Annotated in this window: 14 protein-coding genes; 6 read left to right on the forward strand and 8 right to left on the reverse strand. The window is 66.1% G+C overall.

Annotation, left to right across the window (positions count from 1 at the left end):
• The first annotated feature begins 102 nt into the window (after positions 1 to 102).
• The 5 genes from ACEL92_RS04410 to ACEL92_RS04430 all read left to right on the forward strand — a co-directional run bounded on the left by ACEL92_RS04410 (position 103) and on the right by ACEL92_RS04430 (position 3,113).
• Positions 103 to 717, forward strand: coding sequence for a TetR/AcrR family transcriptional regulator (locus ACEL92_RS04410; RefSeq protein ID WP_374024422.1), 615 nt, complete (start codon positions 103 to 105; stop codon positions 715 to 717).
• The gene (locus ACEL92_RS04415) at positions 714 to 1,229 is read left to right on the forward strand and encodes a hypothetical protein (protein ID WP_374024423.1); all 516 of its coding nucleotides are present in this window, start codon (positions 714 to 716) and stop codon (positions 1,227 to 1,229) included. The genes ACEL92_RS04410 and ACEL92_RS04415 overlap by 4 nt, the downstream gene beginning before the upstream one ends.
• A 124-nt stretch (positions 1,230 to 1,353) precedes the next feature.
• Entirely contained in the window at positions 1,354 to 2,625 is a 1,272-nt protein-coding gene (locus ACEL92_RS04420; RefSeq protein ID WP_374024424.1) for a cytochrome P450, read from the forward strand.
• Positions 2,622 to 2,810, forward strand: a complete 189-nt coding sequence (locus ACEL92_RS04425) for a ferredoxin (RefSeq protein WP_067758425.1) — start codon at positions 2,622 to 2,624, stop codon at positions 2,808 to 2,810. Before ACEL92_RS04420 ends, ACEL92_RS04425 begins: the two co-directional genes overlap by 4 nt.
• A gap of 69 nt (positions 2,811 to 2,879) precedes the next feature.
• Positions 2,880 to 3,113, forward strand: coding sequence for a DUF1330 domain-containing protein (locus ACEL92_RS04430; protein ID WP_374026075.1), 234 nt, complete (start codon positions 2,880 to 2,882; stop codon positions 3,111 to 3,113).
• A 3-nt stretch (positions 3,114 to 3,116) separates the two neighbouring features.
• Here the strand turns inward: ACEL92_RS04430 and ACEL92_RS04435 are convergent, their stop codons facing one another.
• The 8 genes from ACEL92_RS04435 to ACEL92_RS04470 all read right to left on the reverse strand — a co-directional run bounded on the left by ACEL92_RS04435 (position 3,117) and on the right by ACEL92_RS04470 (position 20,027).
• Positions 3,117 to 3,317: a ferredoxin gene (locus ACEL92_RS04435; protein ID WP_065031025.1), complete on the reverse strand. Its 201-nt coding sequence runs from the start codon at positions 3,315 to 3,317 to the stop codon at positions 3,117 to 3,119.
• Between the two features lie 11 nt (positions 3,318 to 3,328).
• Complete coding sequence (locus ACEL92_RS04440) at positions 3,329 to 4,534, reverse strand: cytochrome P450 (RefSeq protein WP_374024425.1); 1,206 nt, start codon at positions 4,532 to 4,534, stop codon at positions 3,329 to 3,331.
• A 113-nt stretch (positions 4,535 to 4,647) separates the two neighbouring features.
• Positions 4,648 to 5,448 carry an NAD(P)-dependent oxidoreductase gene (locus ACEL92_RS04445; protein ID WP_374024426.1) on the reverse strand — a complete coding sequence of 267 codons (801 nt, stop codon included), beginning with the start codon at positions 5,446 to 5,448 and terminating at the stop codon, positions 4,648 to 4,650.
• A complete protein-coding gene (locus ACEL92_RS04450) occupies positions 5,445 to 6,260 on the reverse strand; it encodes an NAD(P)-dependent oxidoreductase (RefSeq protein WP_374024427.1) in 816 nt (271 codons plus the stop codon). Before ACEL92_RS04450 ends, ACEL92_RS04445 begins: the two co-directional genes overlap by 4 nt.
• Complete coding sequence (locus ACEL92_RS04455; protein ID WP_374024428.1) at positions 6,257 to 7,150, reverse strand: alpha/beta hydrolase; 894 nt, start codon at positions 7,148 to 7,150, stop codon at positions 6,257 to 6,259. Before ACEL92_RS04455 ends, ACEL92_RS04450 begins: the two co-directional genes overlap by 4 nt.
• Positions 7,147 to 8,802, reverse strand: a complete 1,656-nt coding sequence (locus ACEL92_RS04460) for an OB-fold domain-containing protein (RefSeq protein ID WP_374024429.1) — start codon at positions 8,800 to 8,802, stop codon at positions 7,147 to 7,149. The genes ACEL92_RS04455 and ACEL92_RS04460 overlap by 4 nt, the downstream gene beginning before the upstream one ends.
• Before the next feature lie 85 nt (positions 8,803 to 8,887).
• Positions 8,888 to 19,582: a BTAD domain-containing putative transcriptional regulator gene (locus tag ACEL92_RS04465; RefSeq protein ID WP_374024430.1), complete on the reverse strand. Its 10,695-nt coding sequence runs from the start codon at positions 19,580 to 19,582 to the stop codon at positions 8,888 to 8,890.
• Positions 19,583 to 19,703: 121 nt separating this feature from the next.
• Positions 19,704 to 20,027 (reverse strand): hypothetical protein, encoded by a 324-nt coding sequence (locus ACEL92_RS04470; protein ID WP_374024431.1) that lies wholly within the window; start codon positions 20,025 to 20,027, stop codon positions 19,704 to 19,706.
• A 189-nt stretch (positions 20,028 to 20,216) separates the two neighbouring features.
• Here ACEL92_RS04470 and ACEL92_RS04475 point away from each other — a divergent pair, with 189 nt between their 5' ends.
• A complete protein-coding gene (locus ACEL92_RS04475) occupies positions 20,217 to 21,137 on the forward strand; it encodes an NAD-dependent epimerase/dehydratase family protein (RefSeq protein ID WP_374024432.1) in 921 nt (306 codons plus the stop codon).
• Positions 21,138 to 21,146: the final 9 nt, after the last annotated feature.

Below are 21,146 nucleotides of genomic sequence, written 5' to 3' on the forward strand. Positions count from 1 at the left end.
CGCCGAAACGGCACCGCTGGGTGACCCTTGTCGCAGCGGCCAAATTAACCTACTGTGTGTTCACTAGGTTGGTTCGACCCGCCGATCGGTCAAAGGAGTCCGGTGCCCGACGCACGGCGTTACGACGCGTTGCTCGCCAAAGGCGAGGACCGTAAGCAACGGATCCTCGACGTCGCGCAACGGCTGCTCACGCGCAACGGCTGGCGGAGCACCACCCTCGCCCAGATCGCCGGCGAGGCCGGCGTCACCCCCGCGGGATTGCTGCATCACTTCGAGTCCAAAGAGCAGCTCCTGCACGCCGTCCTCGACGCCCGCGACCTCGACGACGACCTCCACGCCGACCGAACCGGCGATCTCTTCGCCCAGATCGCCCAGGTCGCCGACCGGTTCAGCCGGGCGCCCGAGCTGGTCGGAATGTTCACGGTGCTGCTGGTCGAGAACATCCTCCCCGACGCTCCACTGCACGACCGGATGCTGACGCGGCATCGCGCCGCGACGGACATCGTCGCCGACCTCATCCGCCGCGGGCAGGCCGATGGCCGGTACCGAACGGACATAGACCCCGCCGTTAAGGCGATAGAAATCCTCGCCTTCGTCCACGGAATGGAAACCACATGGTTGCTCGATCCATCGATACCGCTCACCGAGGTGTTCAAGCAGTACGCCGAGACGCTGGCGCGGGACTTCGCCCCGCAGAAGAGCCCCGCCAGGACATGAGATACCGGCTCGACGTGGTCGCCGCCACCGCGCTCGACGTGGTGCGGTTCGCCGGTGGCTGGCTCTTCGACCGTGCCATGGCGGGATGGGACGTCACCGTGCTGCTGGCCGACCTGGCCGGCCACGCCGACGATCGGCCGCTGCGGATCCTCGGCGCCCGGGTGGTCGACCTGGAAGACGCGTTGGCCTCGGCGCACTCCCGGCCCCGCCCGCAGGCCCTGGCGGCCGCGGCGGACTTGTTCGGCTGCGACTCGCGGGTGCGGCAGGGGGTGCTGCAGGCCCTCGACCATGGCGTCACCGAGGTCACGCTGTGGGGGGAGGCATGGCCGTCCGAACTCGACGACAGCGTCGGCCTGGTGCAGCACCGGCTGAGCATGGCCGCCCGCACGTTCAAGGCCCAGGCGCTGGCCGCCGCCGCTCTTCCCGACGGCTCGATCGGTCCCGTCGAGACCTTTCGCAGCGGGCTGCTGGCGTGGCCGTCGGTCGCCGCCGACCTGATCCCCGCCGGCTAACCCCGCGCAGGCGTCGCCCCGCGCTTCGATGCGCCCCCTCGTTGACGACCACCAGGCCGTGTGGAAATGTAATGCTCATCTTCGAGAGGCACGTTCTCACTAGCCGAGATTCAAGGAGCAGGAGATGGCTAACGAATTCTCCGAGATGGACTTCTTCCGCGGCAGCGAGCTCATCGAGGACCCGTACCCCTATTACGAGGCGCTGCGCCAGCGGTGCCCCGTCACGCGGGAGAGCCACCACGACGTCACGATGATCACCGGGTGGGACGAGGCGTGCGCGGTTCTCAACGACGCCGAGACGTGGTCCTCCTGCATCTCGGTGACCGGTCCGTTCCCCGGCTTTCCGGTACCGCTGGACGGGGACGACATCACCGAGCTGATCGAAAAGCACCGCGACGAATTGCCGTTCAGCGACCAGCTGCCCACCCTCGACCCGCCGACCCACACCAACCACCGCTCGCTGCTGATGCGGCTGATCACCCCGAAGCGCCTCAAGGAGAACGAGGACGCCATGTGGGTGCTCGCCGACCAGGTGCTCGACACGTTCCTCGCGCCGGGCCGCGGCGACTTCATCAAGGGCTTCGCCAGCCCGTTCACGCTGCTGGTCATCGCCGACCTGCTCGGCGTGCCCGACGAGGACCGCGACAAGTTCGTCAAGGGCATCCGCGACCACTCGGGTGGCGGCGTTGGCGGCACCAAGGGCTCGCTGGCGCACAGCCCGCTGGAATTCCTCTACGACCTCTTCTCCGACTACGTGCGGGACCGCCGGCGGGAGCCGCGCGACGACGTGCTGACCGGCCTGGCCACGGCCACCTACCCGGACGGCTCGACCCCCGACGTCGAAGACGTGGCCCGGGTTGCCAGCAACGTGTTTTCCGCGGGCCAGGAGACCACCGTGCGGCTGCTAGGCGCGGCCCTGCAGACGCTCGGGGAGCGGCCGGACATCCAGGCGCAGCTGCGCAAGGACCGCAGCCTGATCCCCAACTTCATCGAGGAGTCGCTGCGACACGAGAGCCCGGTCAAGGGCGACTTCCGATTGAACCGGGTGCCCGTCAACGTCGGCGGCGTCGACCTGCCGGCGGGAACCACGGTGATGGTGGTGCAGGCGGCCGCAAACCGTGATCCCCGTCGGTTCGAAGACCCGGCCACCTTCGACCCGGGCCGCAAGAACGCCCGGCAGCACATCTCGTTCGGGCGCGGCATCCACAGCTGCCCGGGCGCCCCGCTGGCGCGCGCGGAAACCCGGGTGGCGATCGAGCGGCTGCTCGACCGGACGTCGGATATCCGGATCGACGAGAACGCGCACGGGCCGGCGAATGACCGTCGCTACCAATACGTCCCGACGTACATCCTGCGCGGCCTGACGGAGCTGCACCTGGAGTTCACGCCGGCATGAAAGTCACAGTCGACGACCAGCGCTGCCGCGGCCACGGCGTGTGCACGACGCTGTGCCCGGAGGTGTTCAGCCTCACCGACGATGGCTATGCCGAGGCAATAGCGTCCGACGTACCTACGGAATTCGAAGCGGCCACCCAAGAGGCCATCGAGTGCTGCCCCGAGCAGGCCATCAGCAAAACCTAATCCAGTCAAGGAGATCCAGTGGCGAAAGGGTACGTCATCCTCACGGAGGCCATCAAGGATCCGGACGGCATGAAAGCTTATGCGCAGGCCGCCGGTTCCGCTATGGCCGGAGCCACCATTCTGGCGGTGGACACCGCCCCCAAGGTGATCGAGGGCACCTGGCACGGCGACCAGACCGTCGTGCTGGAATTCGAATCGGTAGACGCGGCCCGCGCGTGGTACGAGTCCGAGGGCTATCAAAAAGCGGCGAAACTGCGGCAGGCCGCAGCGGACTGCAATGCCGTCATCCTCTCCGGATTCTGATCGCTACTCGCCCACGATCGAAATGGCCTGCCGCGGGCACTGACGGACGGCCTCGCGGACGTCCGCCTCGTTCTCCGGGGTGACCTCTTCTTGGTGCACGGTGAGCATGTCGTCGTCGCCCAGCTCGAAGATCTCCGGGTTGATGCCCATACAGACGCCGTTGCTTTCGCAGAGCCCCCAGTCGACTTCGATCTTCTTCGTCACGGCAACCCCCTTTACCGAAATACCTTGACGGGCACGTTCTTCCAGCCCGCGACGTTTTGCATGGTCACCCGTTGGCAACCCGCCCAGTCCACCTCGTAGCGCGGCATGAAATCGAGGAGCCGCTCGAGCGCGATCCTGCTTTCCATGCGTGCCAGCGCGGCGCCAAGGCAACTGTGAATCCCATACCCGAGCCCGAGGTGCTGGGCCTCGGTCTGGTCACGCTCGATGTCGAACGTGTCGGCGTTTGTGAAGGCCTCCGGATCGCGGTTCGCCGCTGCGCCACACAGAAACACCGGCTTGCCCGCGGGGATCACGCCACCGCTGACGTGTGCCTCTTTGAGCGTGTAGCGGACGTTGTACTGCACCGGTCCCTCGTAACGCAGCAGCTCTTCTACCGCCCCGGGGATTTTGTCGCGGTCCTCCTGTAGCTTCTGCCACTGGTCGGGGTGACGGGCGAAGATCACCGCCGCGTTGCCGAGCAGCTTGGTGACGGTCTCGGCGCCCGCCCCGCCCAAAAGGGTGGCGAACCCGCAGATCTCGATGTCGTCGAGCTTGCGCAGCTGCCCGTCTTCGCCCGGGACCTCGGCCGCGATCAGGCGGCTGATCATGTCGTCCTGTGGTTCCTGGCGGCGCTCCTGCACCAGGCCGAAGTAGTACATCGCCGTGTCGATGTTGGCCTGCATGCCGGCTTCGCTGATCTCGATCTGCCCCGGTTCGTGCGACAGGCTGGTGTCGATCCAGTGCCGCACCTGCTGGCGGTATTCCTCCGGCACCCCGGCCATCCGGGTGATGACTTCCACGGGGAACGGCCCGGAGAAGTCCTGGACCACGTCGAAGTTTTCCGGGTCGGCGGCCCCCAGGTACTTGTCGATCACCTCGATGACGGTGTCGCGCTGCGATTGGATCGCCCGCGGGGTGAACGCCTTGTTGAGCAGGCTGCGCATGTGGCGGTGCTCCGGCGGATCCATGAAGATGATCGACTTCTGCTCGGGGGAGATGCCCCTGCGCACCATCGCCAGGTCGCAGCCGCGTGCCGAGGAATAGGTCTCGAAATCCTTGAATGCCGCCGCGACGTCCACGTGGCGGGTCAACGCGTAGAAGTCCTCTTTTTCGTCGTAGTACAGCGGCGCGTCCTCGCGCATCCGTCGATAGATGTCGAACGGATTGTTGTAGTAGTCCTCGGAGTACGGATCGAAGACGACCTTCGGTTTTGTCACTGAATCCTCCTCAGCGGCGAGGGCGGGGCTGAAACCGTTACAGCCGAGTCGTTGACTGTAACGGTAACGGTAATACCTTCGTGACGAACCGGAAAGACCGAAACGCTGGCATCTCAGACCCCGTTCGAGGCGCCGACGGCGTTGATCGCGTCATCCAGGGCGCCCAGTTCACTGCCGAGTTCCTGCGCGATGCGACGCGCCACGCTGACGTCTTTGTGGACGAATTCACCGGCGACCCCGATGAACGACGCGACGGAACCGCTCGCCGCCGCCAGGCTCAGGACCCGGCTGGTCGCACTGCCGTGCGACAACGCCGGCAGCAACGTCGACTCCGCCACGCCAAGTCGCTCACCCAACCGCACTGCCTCCGAGAGCAGCCCGATATGGCCCGCGAACAACGCGTTGTTGACCAGCTTCACCTTCTCGCCGGATCCGCACGGGCCCACGTGCAGAACCGGATCTCCGTAGCAGGCGAGCACCGGCCGGACCCGCGCCACGGCGTCTTCCGTGCCGCCGACGAACAGCGTGAGCCGGCCGGCCGCGATGTCATGCGGGCCGCCGCTGACCGGGGCGTCGACGACGTCGACGCCTTCGGCGTGTGCGGCGAGCGCGCCGACCGTGTTCGGGCCGGCGGTGGTGTGCACGACCAGCACGGAACCGGGCGGCATGGCGGCCAGCAATCCACCTTCCAGGCATACCTCCCGCACCTGCCGATCGGTGAACACGCACAGCACCACGACGTCGGAGCACCTACCCGCCTCGGCCGGCTCGGCGACCGCATGCGCGCCGAGCTGCTCGAGATCGCTTCGCTTTTCGGCGGTCCGGCCCACGACCCGGACGTCGTGTCCGGCCGCCACCAAACGGGCCACCATGGGGCGTCCCATCCGTCCCGCACCGACGAACCCGATCGTCACCTCGGATGGCCCATCAGGCCCAGCGCGGCGTCGGCCGCGTCCAGCACGGCGCCGCCGTTCGCGCCGGCCCGGTCGGCCAAGTCGACCACGAGGCGGACGTCCTTCTGCAGCAGCGTCCCGGCCACACCGGCGAGCCGGTCCAGTCCGCCGATGCCGCCGAGGGCGTTGAGCGCGAAGCTGTTCCCGCTGCTGCGCGAGACCACCTCGGTGAGCCGGTCCGGGTCGACGCCGAGGGCGCCGGCCAGCGCTAGCGTGGTGGCGGCGGTGGCCAGGTGGGCGGTGAAGAGCAGATTGTTGAGCAGCTTCGTGGTCTGACCGGAACCGAGCTCGCCGAGGTGCACGACCGGATCGGCATACGTGGCGAAGACCGGGCGGCACCGCTCGACGGCGTCGGCGTCGCCGCCGACCATCACCAGCAGACGCCCTTCGGACGCGGCCGAGCCGCCGCCGCTCACCGGGGCGTCGACGACCGAAACCCCGCTTGCCGCAGCGCGCTTCGCGAGTTCCCGGCAGGTGTTGGGGTGCACGGTGCTGTGGATCGCGATGACACCGCCCGGCTTCATCGCGGCCAGCACGCCACGGTCGCCCGACGTGATCTCGTCGACGTCGGCGTCGCCCACGACGCAGAGGCAGACCAGGTCGCTGGCGGCGGCGAGCTCGGCCGGCGACCCGGCGACCTTGGCCGAGGTGTCGGCGAACGCCTCGACGGTTGCGGGTCGGCGCGCCCACAGCGTCGTCTGGTAGCCGCCCTCGACGATCCGGCGGGCCATGGGGCCGCCCTGGCTGCCGAGGCCGATGAATCCGACTCTCATCCGGCCTCCAGGTCGCCTTGATTTTCAGCGGCATCCGCACGACCGGCCACACAGTCCGCGACGAACGCGAAGACCTTCGCGTGGTAGTCGGCAGCGGCGTGGCCGAGGCTCATGTTGTGTCCTGCATCGGGCTGCCGATGCACGGTGAACCGCGGCGCCCCGGAAAACAAGCTCTCGATCTCGGTTACCGCCGCAGCGTCGTTCTGCCAGACCTTTTCGTGTTCCGCGATGCTGAACTGCACCGGGACGCGGATAGCGGGGGCGAGTGCCGGAAAGTCCTGGCGCGCCCAGTCGGACACCATCTGATCCTCGTAGGAGGGCGCGGTCGGGGAGACCGTCGTCCCGCTGAGAACCTCGGGCGGATAGAGGTGGCTCGGATGCCACAGCAGCTCACGCAAGCCGGCCGGGCGGCGTTCGCGGGTCGCGGTTTTCAGGATCTCGCGGGCCGCCGGGTGGTAGCGCCGGCCCGTACCGGCCAGTTCGATGCCCAGCAGATCGGCGCCGCGTTCGTCGGCGCCCATTCGCATCACGAGTTCGCATCCGCCGGAATGGCCCATCAGGAACAGCCCGGCGCCGCGCGGGCGGTCCCCCAGGATGCGATCCACCGCGCCATAGGCGAGGTTGGTCCGCTGCTCGGGCAGGGTCATCGCCTCCGGATACGGCGCGGAGCTGCCGTAGCCCGGACGGTCGAGCGCCACCACGGTGAACCCGGCGGCCGCGCCCGCCCGCAACAAGGACAGCGACGGGTGGCCCGGGCAATCGAAATACGTTGCTGTGGTGCCGCCGCCGTGAATGGCCACGATCACGGCCTTGGGTTGGGCGACCTCGGCGATCAGCGCCGACATCGGCACCCCGTCGACGATCACCAACCGGGGCCGGGGGGCACTCATGTATCGGCCCGGAGCAGCAGCACACCGCTGGGCGTGAGGCCGCCGCTGCTGACGACCCCGACGCGGGCGTCGGCGACTTGGCGGTCACCGGCCTCCCCGCGCAGCTGTGTCACGGCCTCGTGCAGCAGGCCCATGCCGTGGGTGCGGCCATGCGACAGCTGGCCGCCGTGCGTGTTGAGCGGCAGCTGCCCGTCGCGGGCGATGTTCTTGCCGCCGTCCAGGAACTGCTTGGCCTCACCGATTCCGCAAAATCCCAGCGCCTCGATCCAGGACAGACAGTTCATCGTGAAGCCGTCATACAGCTCGGCGACGTCGACGTCGTCGGGGCGCAGGGAGGTCCGCGTCCACACGTGTGCCGCCTGGCCCAGCACCTGCGGTTCGTGGGTGAGAGTGCTTTGGTCCCAGTCGATTCGCTCGATGATCTGCGTGCCCACCGCCTCGACCAGGACGGGCGGCTTCGCAAGGTCACGCGCGGTGTCGACGGCGGAGACGATGACGGCGATCGCGCCGTCGCAGGGTATGTCGCAGTCGTAGAGGCCGAACGGCGTGGTGATGGGCCGCGCGTTCAGGTAGTCGTCCATCGTCATCGGCGACCGGTAGATGGCGGTCGGGTTGAGTTCGGCATTGGCCCGCTGATTCAACGCGATCCAGCCCAGGGTCTCTTTGGTGGTGCCGTAACGGTGGAAGTGCCGCTGCGCGTTCATCGCCAGGGTGTGCGCCGCGGATGTGGCCCCGAATGGCATCTGCCAGCCCGACATCCGGCTCATCGACGGGCTGATTTTGCCCTGCTTCATGAGCTCGCCGTGGGTGGCTTCCCACACCGTTCGGAAGCACAGCACGTGCCGCGCCAGCCCGCCGGCGATCGCCAGCATCGCGGCGATCACGGAGCCACCCGGGCCGAACGTTTCCATCGCGCCGTTGTGCCAAGTCGGCCGGATGCCCAACGCGGCTTCCAGGGCGGTGGTGCCCCCCTCACCCATTCCCGCCACGTTGAGAGCACCGGGGTAGGTGGACAGGCCGTCGATGTCGGCGAATGTCAGGCCTGCGTCGGCGATGGCCGCTTCGCAGGCCTGCACGGTCAGCGCCAATGGCGGCTGCATCAGCCGGCGGCCGATCGGCGACATGCCGATCCCGGTCAGCGCGACCTTGTCTTCGAACTTCTCCTGGGTGAGCATGGGGCGCACGTGTTCGGCGAAGCGCTCCGGCGCAATCTCGTCGGCCGGCAACGGGCCGGGGTTGGCATCCTGTACCGGGCGGAACAACGGAAACCAGACGTCCTCGACGTGTTCGAAGACCACCTCGACCTGTTGGCCGAGTTCGAGCCGATCGGGGTCGCATTCGATGATGTTGGTGGTCAACCGAATTCGCGGATCTTCGGCGATCGCCACCTGGGCGATCACGTAGGGTGCGACCAGCCCGGGCAGGCTGAACCGTTCGTTGATGGTGAACCCGGCCAGCGTTGCCCTGCCGGAGACCGCTCGCACCCCGACATCCAGTGAGCGGCAGTACCGGCACACCGGCGCGGGCGGATGGATCAGCGATTGGCAGGCCTGGCATTCCTGCAGTCGGAGCTTGCCGTCGGCTCCTGAGGTCCAGAAAAACTCGTTTTCCTGCGTGACCAGGGGCAGCGGTCGGCCCGGTGCTGCTGACACGTCACCTCCGGTGCGTCGCACGGCCATTCCGGTAGGGCCGTTATACGAATCGGAGAATCACGTTATCACTGCCAGCAGGCACGATCTAGACCGTAGGCGCCCGCCTTTCGAGCTCGCCGAATCGTGCGAGCGCGGTGTCGAGGTCCGTTTCGTCGAATATTTCGATGCGGTTGATCAGGGCGCCTTCGACCGTGACAACAATGATCTCCCGCCACTCTCCGTCGAAGCCCTGTTGCGAGGTCCCCCGCACTGCCTGTGTGACGACCGCTCCGAGGTTGTTCAGTCGATGCACAGCCTCGACGTAGCTATAGACGTCCGGGGCCATCTCCCACGTGGCGTGTATGTAACGGATCAGCTCGCCGGGCGCGAAGGCGATCGCGCGCCGATGGTCGATACTTACCCAGTCTTGCGTCGTCGGGGGTAACTCGCGCCGGTTGGTCGCGGTGTAACCAGCCAGGATGGCCGACCAGGCGTGCGCGTGGGCGGCCCCTTCGCCGGCAAGATACCGGGCGTCGAGTTCCGCCAGCGCGGCGTCCAGGTCAATGGCGTCGAACAGAACGCGTGCCAGGATCTGGTTTTCGGCGTTGACTTCAAGCACGCATAGTGTCTCAGACGCCGTGGACTCGGACCATTGGCCCCAGACGCTGTGACAACCGAGGAACAAGCGCTGCCCACGCACCGCGATCACGGTTAACGTTGCGTTGACGACGCCGACTGCGGCGATTGCCCTCTGGCTTGCGATCTCCGCATCTCGACCGTGCCGGGTGCCGGCGTTCACGGTGCGGCGACGGTCATCTACGCAGATGTCGTCGGCGACCAATTCCGCAACGTCATCCCAGTCGCGGGCCGCGAACGAGGCCAAGAAGCATTGCTCCACTTGACTTGCCGCGTTTTCCAGAGGCGGTGGCTGCGGTTGCAATTCATCGAAGCGGGCGAGCGCGGCGTCGAGGTCGGCCTCGTCGAAAAGCTCGGAGCGGTCGATCTTGCCGCCTCTATACATCGTAAGGTCGATCGTGCGCCACTCGGCATCAAACCCTTCCTGTGAGGTCCCTTGCACCACGTGGGTGACGACTGCGCCGATCTCGCTCAACCGATGCACAGCCTCGATGCGGATGTTGGATTGCGGCGACAGTTCCCAGGTTGCAAGAAGGTATGCGCTCAGATCGCCGGCTGCGATGGGTGCGAGTCGCCGATGATCGATATTCACCCAGTCCACCGTGGTCTCTGGGAGTTGGCGTCTGCTGAGCGCTACATATGCGCGTCTGACGTGCGACCATGTCTGCGCGTGCGGGGCGGCTTCACCGGCGAGGTAGCGAGCATCGAGCTCTTCGTAGGCGGCGTCGATGTCGTCGACGTCGAATGTGACTGTCGCGACAGCGCGCTCGTCGGCATCAATCTCGCCGATAGCGAGCGCCTCTGTGGCAAATGGCTCAGGCCCTTCATCGCGCTCCGACAGACCGATGCGCATGAGGACGAGGCGCTCCCCGCGGATCGCCATGACGGTGGATTCCAGATTCGTGTTCCACAGCTCGGCCCTCGCCCGCATGTCTGCGATGTGGGCGTCTCGACCATGTCGGACTCCCGAGCCGATAACCGGACGGCGATCGTCACTGGAATAGTTGTCGGCCAGCATCTGCGCCATCCCCTGCCAGTCGCCTGCCGCGTAGTACTCCAGGAACCGCTCGTGGACACGGCTTGCCGCGTTTTCCAGACACCGCGCAGGCAAATGGAGTTCTTCGAACCTCGCGAGCGCGGCGTCGATATCCGCCTCGTCGAACAGCTCGACGCGGTTGATCAGATCGCCTTCGACCGTTAGGAGTTCGATCATCCTCCACTCGGCGGCGAATCCCTCTCGCGAGCGTCCGTGCACCGCGTGGGTGATGATCGCTCCGACGTCATCCAGGCGATGGACGAGCTCGACGTAGTAATTGATGTTTTGGTGGATATCCCAACCCGCACGGAGATATTCGAGAAGGTCACCGGGAGCGAAGTTTGCCCCTCGGCGGTGGTCCACGTTAACCCAGTTCGATGTCACTCGCGGCAGCTCGTGCCGGTTGAGTGCGGAATACATCTGCGTGATGCTCGACCACGTCCGCGTATGGGCGGCCGCTTCGCCGGCGAGGTACCGGGCGTCGAGCTCCACGATGGCAGCCTCGAGGTCGTCGGCGTCGAACACGACGACCGCCGCCATCCGTTCGTCGGCGTCGACCTCGACGACCACAAGCATCTCGATGCCGAACGCGTCAGGCTGCAGGTCGTCGTCCGAAAATCGGTAGCGACTTAAAACGAGGCGCTGCGCGCGCGTAGCCACCACCGTTGCGGTCACATTCTGGGATCCGAGAGCGGCGTACGCATGCACGATGCGTTCAGCATCTCGACCCTGCAGGTTACCCGCATTCACGACTCGACGCCGATCGTCAACGGCAAAGCCGTCGGACAACATCTCGGCCATTGCATCCCAGTCGCGGGCGGCGAAACACCCCTGAAAGCGCTTATCCACTCGGCTTGCCGTGTTTTCCAGTTGTGTTGCCGCACGGCTCAGCTCTTCGAATCTCGCGAGTGCGGCGTCGAGGTCTTCCTCGTCGAAGAGTTCGCAGCGACTGACGAGTTCACCATCGACCGTCAGGATGCTGACGCCCCGCGATTCGGCCTCAAAGCCCTCTCGCGAGGTCCCATGCCCTGCCCAGGTGACAACTGCTCCGAGTTTGCGCAGCCGATCCACGGCCTCGATATAGATGCCGCTGTCGGGTGAGAGGTCCCACGCGGCCCGGATGGATGCCGTCAGATCACCCGCTTCGATCATCGCGAGTCGTCGGTGGTCGACGTTCACCCAGTCTTGCGTCGCCGCTGGGAGTTCGTGCCGATTGAGCGCGGCGTAGGCCTCTGCGATGACCGACCACGTGCCCGCGTGGACGGCGGCTTCGCCGACGAGGTAACGAGCATCGAGTTCCGCCACGGCGGCATCGAAGTCTTCAAGGTCGAACACGGCATTGCCCGCGATTCGCTCGTCGGCGTCGATCTCGACGACGTTGAAGGCGTCGTTCTGGATCGTGTCGGCGTCACGGCCGGATACGCGAACGCGCAACAGGGCGAGGCGCTCGCCGCGGGTCGCCAGGACGTCCAACATCTTCATGGTGAAGCCGACATCGACTGTTGCCCTTGTGCTTTCGATATTGGCCTCCCGGCCGTGCAGCACCCCGGCGTTCACCACCCGCCGACGATCGTCGACGGAAACATTCTCGGCCGTTATTTGAGTCACGGCGCTCCAGTCACCGGCCGCAATGTACGAAAAGACGTGCTCTTGGACACGCGTTGCGGTGTTCTCCAGCCGGGGCGTCCGACGGCTGAGTTCATCGAACCTTGCGAGCGCGGCGTCGAGGTCCGCCTCGTCGAATACCTCGCAGCGGTTGAGCATGTCACCTTGCACCGTTCCAACGGTGACCACGCGCCACTCGGCATCGAAGCCTTCTTGTGAGGTCTCATGCGACGCGTTGGTGACGACAGCTCCGAGGTCAGTCAGCCGATGCACACTCTCGATGGAGTGGCTGACATCCGACCAGGCAAGTAATGCGGGCAGTTGACCAGGCTCAAACGACACCCCACGCCGGTGGTCGATGTTCACCCAATCTGGCGTCGTCGGCGGCTGTTCGTGCCTATTGAGCGCGGCATAGGACCGAGTGATGACCGACCACGCGTGCGCGTGGGCGGCTGCTTCGCCGGCGACGTACCGCGCGTCGAGCTCGGCGCGCGCGGATTCCGAGTCGTCGGACTCGAACACGACGAATGCCACTATCCGCTCGTCACTGTCGATCTCGGTGACGACGAGAAAGTCCCCTCGAATCGCCTCGGGGTCGGGGCCCGAGGCCTCAAGGTGCGCAAGGACAAGGCGTTCGCCGCGGGTCGCGACGACGTTCGGCGTCAAGCTCGTAAAGCCGACATCGGCGGCCGCACGCCAGTTTTGGATCTCGGCATCTCTTCCGTGCCGGATTCCCGCGTTGACGGTCCGACGGCGATCGTCGGTGACGAAGTCGTCGGCCAGTATCTGACCAATCGCCTCCCAGTCGCGGGTCACGAAGTGGCCCAAAGCGCGTTCGTTGACTCGGCTTGCCCCGTTTTCCGGCCGCCGTGCCAGGCGGTTAAGTTCGTCGAACCTTGCCAGCGCGTCGTCGAGATCCGCCTCGTCGAATACCTCGCAGCGGTTGATCCTGTCGCGCTCGAACGTGAGAAGAGCGACGTCTCGCCACTCGGCGTTTAACCCCTCTTGCGTGGTCCCGTGCGCCGCATGTGTGACGACCGCTCCCGAGCTGCTCAGCCGATGTACAGCCTCGAGGTAAATGGTTGCTTGCGGTGCGAGCATCCATATGGCTCGAAGGGCTATGCCAAGATCACCCGGCTCAATCGCCACGACCGCTCGATGATCGAGATTGACCCAGTCCGGCGTTATCGGCGGAAGTTCGTGCCGGCCAAGCGCGGCGTAGCTGGTCGCGGTCAGCGACCACGTCTGCGCGTGGGCGGCAGCTTCGCCTGCGAGGTACCGGGAATCGAGTTCGGCCAGTGCTGCATCGATGTCGTTGGAGTCGAACACGATTGCTGCCACCAACCGCTGTTGAGAGTCGATCTCGCCGACGACGATACTCTCGTCGACGAGTGGCTCGGGCCAGTCGGGGTTAGTGAAGGAGTGACGTGAGAGGACAAGGCGCTCCCCGCGGGTCGCGATGGGGGTCGACGTTATGCCGACATAGCCGATCTCGGCGATCGCCTGCATGTTTGCAATTTCGGCATCGCGACCGCGTCGGATGCCCGAGTTCACCACCCGGCGACGATCGTCGCCCATAAAGTCGCCGGACAATACCTCTGCCAGCGCGTCCCAGTCACGAGCCGCGAAGTGCGCGAAATAGCGCTCGACCGCTCGGCTTGCCGCGTTGTCCAGCCGCTGCGCCCGCGGGCGCCGCTCCTCGAAGCGGGCAAGGGCGACGCTGAGGTCTGCCTCTTCGTAAACCTCCACCTTCGGTCCGTCGGAAAGATACAAAAAGGCGCGCCCCCACTGCAATTCGTTTCCGTGTGCGTCGGTGCCTTCGATAGCGAGGGTAGAGACGAGCCCGTGGGTGTCCAGCGCATGCACCGCCCGCATCCAATAGCGGGCATCGGGAACCAGTGTCCACAGCTCCTCGATCGCTCGCCCGTAGTTTTCCGCCGACCCAAACGGGACGCGTCGATGATCGGCAAACGAAAGCCGCTCGAGCATCGGCCCCGGCTTGTGACGATTGAGCTCCCCCACCGTGTCGATGACGGGTTGCAAGACGTGTGCGCACGATGCAGCCTCACCGGCAAGATATCGGGCGTTGAGCTCGGCGATGGCGGCTTCGAAGTCGTCGGGGTCAAACACGACGATTGTCGAGATCTGCTTCTGGAAATCGGTTTCGATGATGCCCAGCACCTCGTTGCGGAATTCCAAGGACCCACCTTCGCCGCCCGAGACGCGCGCGAGCACGAGTCGCTGCCCACGGACTGCGATGACGACCGACGTGAAGTAGGTGATCCCGACGTCGGCGGCCGCGCGCAGGTTTGCGATCTCGGCATCCCGACCGTGTGTGGTCCCTGCATTAACCACCCGACGGCGATCGTCGACACAAATGTGCTCGGACAGTACCTTCGCGAGCTCATCCCAATCGCGGGCAGCGAAGTGTGCCATGTAGCGCTCGGATGCTTGGCTTGCCGCGTTTTCCAGCCGCGGTGCCGGGCGGCTGAGCTGCTCGAACGTGGCAGTCGCGGCGTCAATCGCGGCCTCGTCGAATAGCTCCCAGCGGTTGACCAAGTCGCCCTCGACCATGAGAACGTTGATGCCCCGCCACTCGGCTTCGAAGCCCTCTCGCGAGGTCCGATACCCCACATAGGTCGCAACCGCTCCGAGGTTGTTCAGCCGGTGCACAGTCTCGATATACATGCCACCAGTGGTGCCATCCCACGACTCATGGACGTATGCAAACGCATCATCAGGTGCGACGGCTGTTGCCCGACGGTGGTCGATATTCACCCAGTCGCGCGTCGTCGCGGGGAGTTCCCGCCGGTTGATCGAGGCGACGATGCGCGTGATGGCAGACCATGTCTGCGCGTTAGTGCCCGCTTCCCCTGCTAGGTAACGAGTTTCGAGCTCTGCGATCGCAGTTTCAAGGTCGTCGGGGCCGAACACGACCCTGGCTATCATTAGTCCGTCGGTGTCGACCTCGGTCATCTCCAGCGTTTCAACGACGAACGCATCGAGCCGCGGGTCACGCTTCTCGAACCGCACACGGCTGAGGCAGAGCCGGTCGCCCCGCAGAGCGAGAGGCGTATTCGTGATATTCACGCCCAAGGCCGCGATCGCCAGGACATTGTTGACCGCTGTCTCACGGTCGTTGCTCTCACGGCGGAGCCCGTGCCGCCTGTCTTCGAGGCGGATGTCTTGGGCATACAGCGCGCTGATTTCATCGCAGCGGTTGTCGGCAAAGAGGGAGAACGCCTGGTCGGTTATCCGAGTCGCGGTGTTCTCCAGTTGCGCACGAGAACGTACCACCTCGAATCGTGCATGCGCCGCGTCGAGTTCAGCGACGGCGGCATACATGTCTTCGAGGTCGAACCACACCTGCAGCGCTATTCGGCCTTCCGTATCCAGGCCTGCGAGATGGAGGAACTCGTCTTGTGGCGCGCCAGAACTCAGATCTTCAGTGCTTATCTCTAGTCGTGTGAGAGAGAGACGTTCGCCACGCACGGCGACAGCCGTGTGACGGTAGCGGACCATACCCGTCTCCAAATAGCGCCTCATATCCTGGGGCCACTGGCTCGCCGGGAGGTCGATCCGTGGGAAGCCGACAATCTTCCGGCGACTCTCGACGGACACGTATGGGGCTAACAGCTGCTTTACCTCGTCCCAGGCCGCGCGATTGACTGCATCGATCAACCGGCTGCCCGCCTGCACACAAGCGTTAGTTGGCTCGACACTCGGCGCTACGGGAGGAGCTACCGGCGCAGGACGCTGACCGACGACACGCCGCGCTCTGTCCGCAAGCGCCGCAGCCCCTTTCCGCTCATACAGATCAACGGCCCGCTCGGCAGCAGCGCGCGCACCCGCAGCATCACCTCCAGCGTCCAAAACCGTTGCCAGTGAGGCACATGCGTCGCCGTGATCGACCAATGCGTCGGTTCGCTCGGCCAGGGCGACGGCGGCCTCGGCGATGCGCCGAGCCTCGCCGTGTTCACCGCCGTGCGAAAGCAGCCGCGCGCGAAGAGTGCGCCACGCTATCGATGCCTTCAATGCGTGCCCGGCAAGTCGCTCACTCTCCGTGCATAATTCCTCGGCCTCGGCGTGCCGGTCGAGCGTTAGACACGCGCGGCCCAGCAGCGCGGCCGTCTCCGCGGTATCGGCGTCCAGGCCCATGCGACGAAAACCGTTGTAGGCCTGACGCAAATGCGGTTCGGCTGCGGCCGGATCGTCGGCGATCAACTCGACGATACCGGCAAACTGCTCGACCTCAAGCAGCGCGTGCCGCAGCCCGAGCTCGGTGACGGTACGCCGTGCCGAGTCGATCATCCGCCGCGCTGCCTCGGCGCGTCCCCGGAAGGCCTCCAACACGGCCTGGCACCGCGTCGACGTCGCCTCGACCGCGGGCGACTCGGTCGTGATTCGCAACAGCCGAACCACGTCGAGACACCGCCCACCCGCACGCGGAACCGGGTTGGGGCCCCACAGCGCGGCAAGTGGTGCGCCCGCCAGCACCGCGTTGACCCGCCGGTGATCACGCGCACGCCGCGCCGCCGTGAGGGCATCGTCCAGCGCGACCTCGCCGTCGCCGATTCTGCCGAGCCGGGCCAGGCACGCGGCCCGCACGGTATGAGCGTTGGCTTCGCCTGCGGCATCGCCTAATTCGGCCAGTTTCTGCGCGGCCAAGCCTAAAGCGGTTTCAACTTCGTCGAGTCGCTCGGGATGGATGAGCATCGACAGCTGGCCGTCGAAGCACGTCGCCCACGCCGCCAACCGCGCCGAATTGACCGTCGCTTCCTGCAGTTTGGAGACCGCGCCTGCCGCCGAGGTCACGTCACCAGCCGCCAATAAAGCCTCGCAACGCGCGACTAGCAGTTCGGCCGCCTGGTCGTCGCGGTCGGGCAACTCGTCGTCGATCTCGTCCAGCGCGTGTAGGGCTTGGCCGTAGAGATCGGCGGCGCCTTCGTAGCCGAGTCGGGCCACCGCCTGGTCCCCGGCACGCCGGCAGTATTCGACGGCCTTGGCCGCGTTTCCCGCCCACGCACACTCGAAGTAATGGTGGGCCAGTTCGGCCAGCAGCTCATCGTCGGCGCCGGGCTGGGTCTCCAGCGTCGTGGCGATGCGCTGGTGCAGCCGCATCCGCCGCACGGACGGCAGCTCGGCAAGCAGCGACTGCCGGACGAGAGCGTGGTTGAACCGGTAACGGCCGCCCGGCTCCTCGATGACGATGCCGGCCTTGCAGGCTTCGTCGAACGCGTTGACGAGATCATCCTCGACCACGCGCTCGACCAGTTCTACCGAGAATCGGCTGCCGACGACCGCCGCCGCCGCAAGCGCATCGTTCGTCTCTGCCGGAAGCCGAGAAAGGCGGCGGCTCACGGTTTCCCGGACACCTTGTGGCAACGTGGTCGGATCCCACACACCGCCGGTCTCGTCCACATGGCGTAGCGCTTCGATGAGGAAGAACGGGTTGCCACCGGTGACCGACGCCAACGCCCGGGCCAGTTCTTCGTCGTGGTAACCGGCCTCGGTCACATACGCGCTCACGTCGTCTTCGTCGAGGCCACTGAGCGTAAGGCGGTTGAAAGTGCCAGAACCGGCGCCGCGGTGCAGGTCTGCGAGCATCGCCGCCAGGGGATGCGAACGGTCGAGATCGGTGCTGCGGTATGTGCCGACGATCTGCACCCGCGCGCGATCGCCGAACCGCAGCAGATGCCGCAACAACAGCAGCGTGGGCTTGGCGGCCCAATGCAGGTCGTCGAGGATCAGCGCGACGGGTGCGTCGGCGGAGGCGACTTCCAACAGTGCGACGACGGCGTCGAACAATGCGTAGCGCTCGGTTTCCGGGTCGGCGCGGGTTGGCGCGGCGAGATCGGGTAGAAGTTCGGTCAGCCCTGGAACCAGAGGAAGCAATGCTTCGGCGCCGCGCATTGCGCGGAGCCTGGTGCTACCGAGGCATGGCATGAGCGAACGCAGCGCCTCCGCGAAAGGCTGGTAGGGCGCGCCGAGATCTTCATCGCAGCGGCCGTAGAGCACGATCGCTTCTAACTGGTAGGCCTGCTGCGACCACTCGCCGGCCAACCGTGTCTTGCCCACTCCTGGCTCACCCGCAATAAGCACCAGATGGGTGCCGCCCGCCGTCGCGGTTTGCCAGGCGGACACCAGCCCTGCGAGCTCAGGGCCGCGTCCGACGAACGGTCCGGGGCCGGTCAGCACCGCCGGGAGGTCTGGGCGCTCAATCGGTGCGTCGTTTGCCTTTTGCGGCGGTGCGGCGGTCTCCAGCCGCAGCTCGAAAACATGCTCCGGGCGCGCCAGGTTCTTGAGCTGACGCATCCCCAGATCGGCGAGCACAACATCGTCGGGCAGTGAGTCGATGACCAGTTCGGCGATCGCACCCGAGCACAGGATCTGGCCACCTATTGCCAGCGATCGCAGGCGCGCGGCGCGGTTGACCGCCCGACCGAAGTAGTCGCCGTCGCGCAGCTCGACCTCGCCGGTATGCAGTGCCACGCGGATACGCATCGGGGCTTGGAGGGCCCACGGTTCGTGGAAGATTGCGTCCTGCAATTCGATTGCGGCGTTGGCCGCCGCCGAGGCCCGTTCGAAGACGGAAAAGGTGGCGTCGCCCTCACCGCGCGTCTTGATCAGCCGTCCGCCGCGGGACGTGACAACCTGTTCGACAAGCTCATCGTGACGCGCGAGTGCCACCGCCATGGCGTCCGCGTCGGCCTCCCAGGCGGCAGTCGATCCTTCGATGTCGGTCAGCAGGAACGTGACGGTGCGAGTTACCGTCGGAAGATCTCGCGCGGCGAGTATTTCCAGCGCATCATCCTGAGCGACGATCGCGGCCTCGAGCCGGCGAAGCTCCCGTCCCGGGTCGACTCCGAGTTCGTCGGCGAGCAGCGCCCGGGCCCGCTGATAAGCGCCAAGGGCTTCACCCTGCCTGCCGGCGCGGTAGAGGGCGAGCATCAATTGGCCCCAACGCCGCTCACGCAGCGGCGCATCGCCCACCGCGGCCTCCAGCTCGCCGATGATCTCCGCGGCGCGCCCCGTCGCCAGCAACGCGTCGGCCCGATCCTCCACTAGCGCCGCATGCGCTTCGATCCAGCGCGTTTTCTCGGATGTTCCCCGCCGGCTATCGGGCAGTTCGGGAATTCCGCGCCAGAGTGCAAGCGCCTCCTGGAACCGGACGACGGCTTGGCTGGTGTCGCCGGCGGCAGCGGCGTCGCGTGCCAGGCGGGCGGCCGACTTGTAGCGCGAGGCATCAACCTCACTGTCGGCGAGGGACCAACCCGCTCCTTGGGTCAAAACGAAGCCGTCGCCCAGCGCCCGGCGAAGCGAGGAAATGTGGGTCTGCACGGCCTTTGCGGCGGTGCGCGGCGGATCGTCGCCCCAGAGCAGCTCGATGAGCGTGTCGGCCGGTACAACGGAACCGCTGTGCAAACCCAGCAGCGTGAGAATGGCACGTGGCTTTGCGCCCGGAATCGCGACGGGCGCTCCGCCTTGCCGGACCTGCAGAGGCCCTAAAACCCCCAGTTCCACAGATGGAAGCGTACTCACGTGGTCTATCGTCGGCGAGGCGATTCAATACTTGGTCAAGATCGGGTAAAGCTACCCGCCCGGCTACCTAGCTAACTTCAGCATCGGCAAAGAAGTGGCACCGTCAGTAGGGCACCCAGGTGCCGGTGAAATAGGTGCCCCATTGGTGAAAGCCGGCATTCCACATCGGTTCGTTCGGTGACCACCAAGGCCGCGGCGGTGGCGGCGGCGGCACATCCTGTGCGGCGAACGGCGGCGCATATACCGGCGGAGCGGTGTACCAGTCCGCTAGGGCCGGTGGCGGCGTGCACGACCGCGTCGTCGGATTGAACGACATGTTCGATTCGCAATCCGCCGAGCTTATCGCCGGCGTCGCCATCGCAGTGACCGCCATGAACGCGAACGCGACCGCTATGACGGCGGTTAGGCGAGCAGTAAACCACCTCATGGTGTGCCTCCCGAGAGGCCATCGTGATCCTGGCGGGTTCAGTTTATTCCGTTGAAGCCGCCACGACCATGGTCGAAAGGTTCGCAGAACCCTGCCGGCGGCGCGCGAGATTTCCTTTCATTCGGGCGTTATGCTGCCCAACGGAATATCAAGTACTTCACTTTGCCTCGATCAAGATCGGAGGGCTGATTGCTCGAAGCGGAGAAGATCCTGATCACCGGGGCGACGGGCAAGATCGCGTTTCCCATCGGGCGCGCTCTGGCGGCATCGAACGAGGTATGGGGCGCCGCGCGCCTCAAAGACCCCGCCGGTCGCGAGAGGCTGGTCGCGGCCGGCATCAAGCCCCTCGCGCTGGATGTCGGGGCGGGCGACTTCGCCGGTCTCCCAGACGATTTCACCTACATCTTCCACGCCGCGGTGGACCCCGGTGCGGACGATTGGAACCGCTGCCTCGAAACGAACGCGCAGATGTCCGGCGAGCTGCTCTACCACTGCCGTACCGCCAAGGGTTTCGTGTTGTGTTCGACCGGCTCGATCTATGCCTACCAGGGACAGCGCCCATTGACCGAGGCCGACCCGCCCGGCGTGCCCCTGCGCGCGAATTACAGCTTCTCCAAGGTTGCGGCGGAGGCCGTGTGCACCTGGGTCGCCAGGCATTATCGAATCCCGCTGACCATCATCCGGATCTGCTCCACGTACGGGCCCGAGGGCGGCGCGCCCGCCGACCGCCTCGATGCGATATTGGCGGGCACGCCCATCCGCCTGCACCCGGACAAGCCGAACAATTACAACCCGATCTACGAAGACGACTACGTGGAACTCGGCATCCGCGCCATGGAAGTCGCCGCGGTGCCGCCCGTCGTGGTGAACTGGGCCGGCAGCGACACGGTCAGCGTCGAAGAGTACTGCGCCTTCATGGGCCGGTTGGTGGGTATCGAACCGCTCTTCGAATACACGCCCGCGGCGCACACGCCGCTATGGCCGGACGTCACCCGCATGCACGAGGTGCTCGGCCGCACGAAAGTTCCCTGGCGCGAGGGCTTCCGGCGCATGATCGCGGCCCGGCACCCCGAAATCGCGCTGGCTGACCACGATTCGACGACATCGTGAGGACCTGAG

The organism is Mycobacterium hainanense (assembly GCF_041890355.1).
Lineage (GTDB): Bacteria > Actinomycetota > Actinomycetes > Mycobacteriales > Mycobacteriaceae > Mycobacterium > Mycobacterium hainanense.

Excerpts from the sequence above, each read along its gene's own strand:
- ACEL92_RS04430 (WP_374026075.1), top strand. The coding sequence starts at position 2,880 with ATGAAAGCTTATGCGCAGGCCGCCGGTTCCGCTATGGCCGGAGCCACC.
- ACEL92_RS04450 (WP_374024427.1), bottom strand. The coding sequence starts at position 6,260 with ATGAGAGTCGGATTCATCGGCCTCGGCAGCCAGGGCGGCCCCATGGCC.
- ACEL92_RS04425 (WP_067758425.1), top strand. The coding sequence starts at position 2,622 with ATGAAAGTCACAGTCGACGACCAGCGCTGCCGCGGCCACGGCGTGTGC.
- ACEL92_RS04470 (WP_374024431.1), bottom strand. The coding sequence starts at position 20,027 with ATGAGGTGGTTTACTGCTCGCCTAACCGCCGTCATAGCGGTCGCGTTC.
- ACEL92_RS04420 (WP_374024424.1), top strand. The coding sequence starts at position 1,354 with ATGGCTAACGAATTCTCCGAGATGGACTTCTTCCGCGGCAGCGAGCTC.
- ACEL92_RS04455 (WP_374024428.1), bottom strand. The coding sequence starts at position 7,150 with ATGAGTGCCCCCCGGCCCCGGTTGGTGATCGTCGACGGGGTGCCGATG.
- ACEL92_RS04415 (WP_374024423.1), top strand. The coding sequence starts at position 714 with ATGAGATACCGGCTCGACGTGGTCGCCGCCACCGCGCTCGACGTGGTG.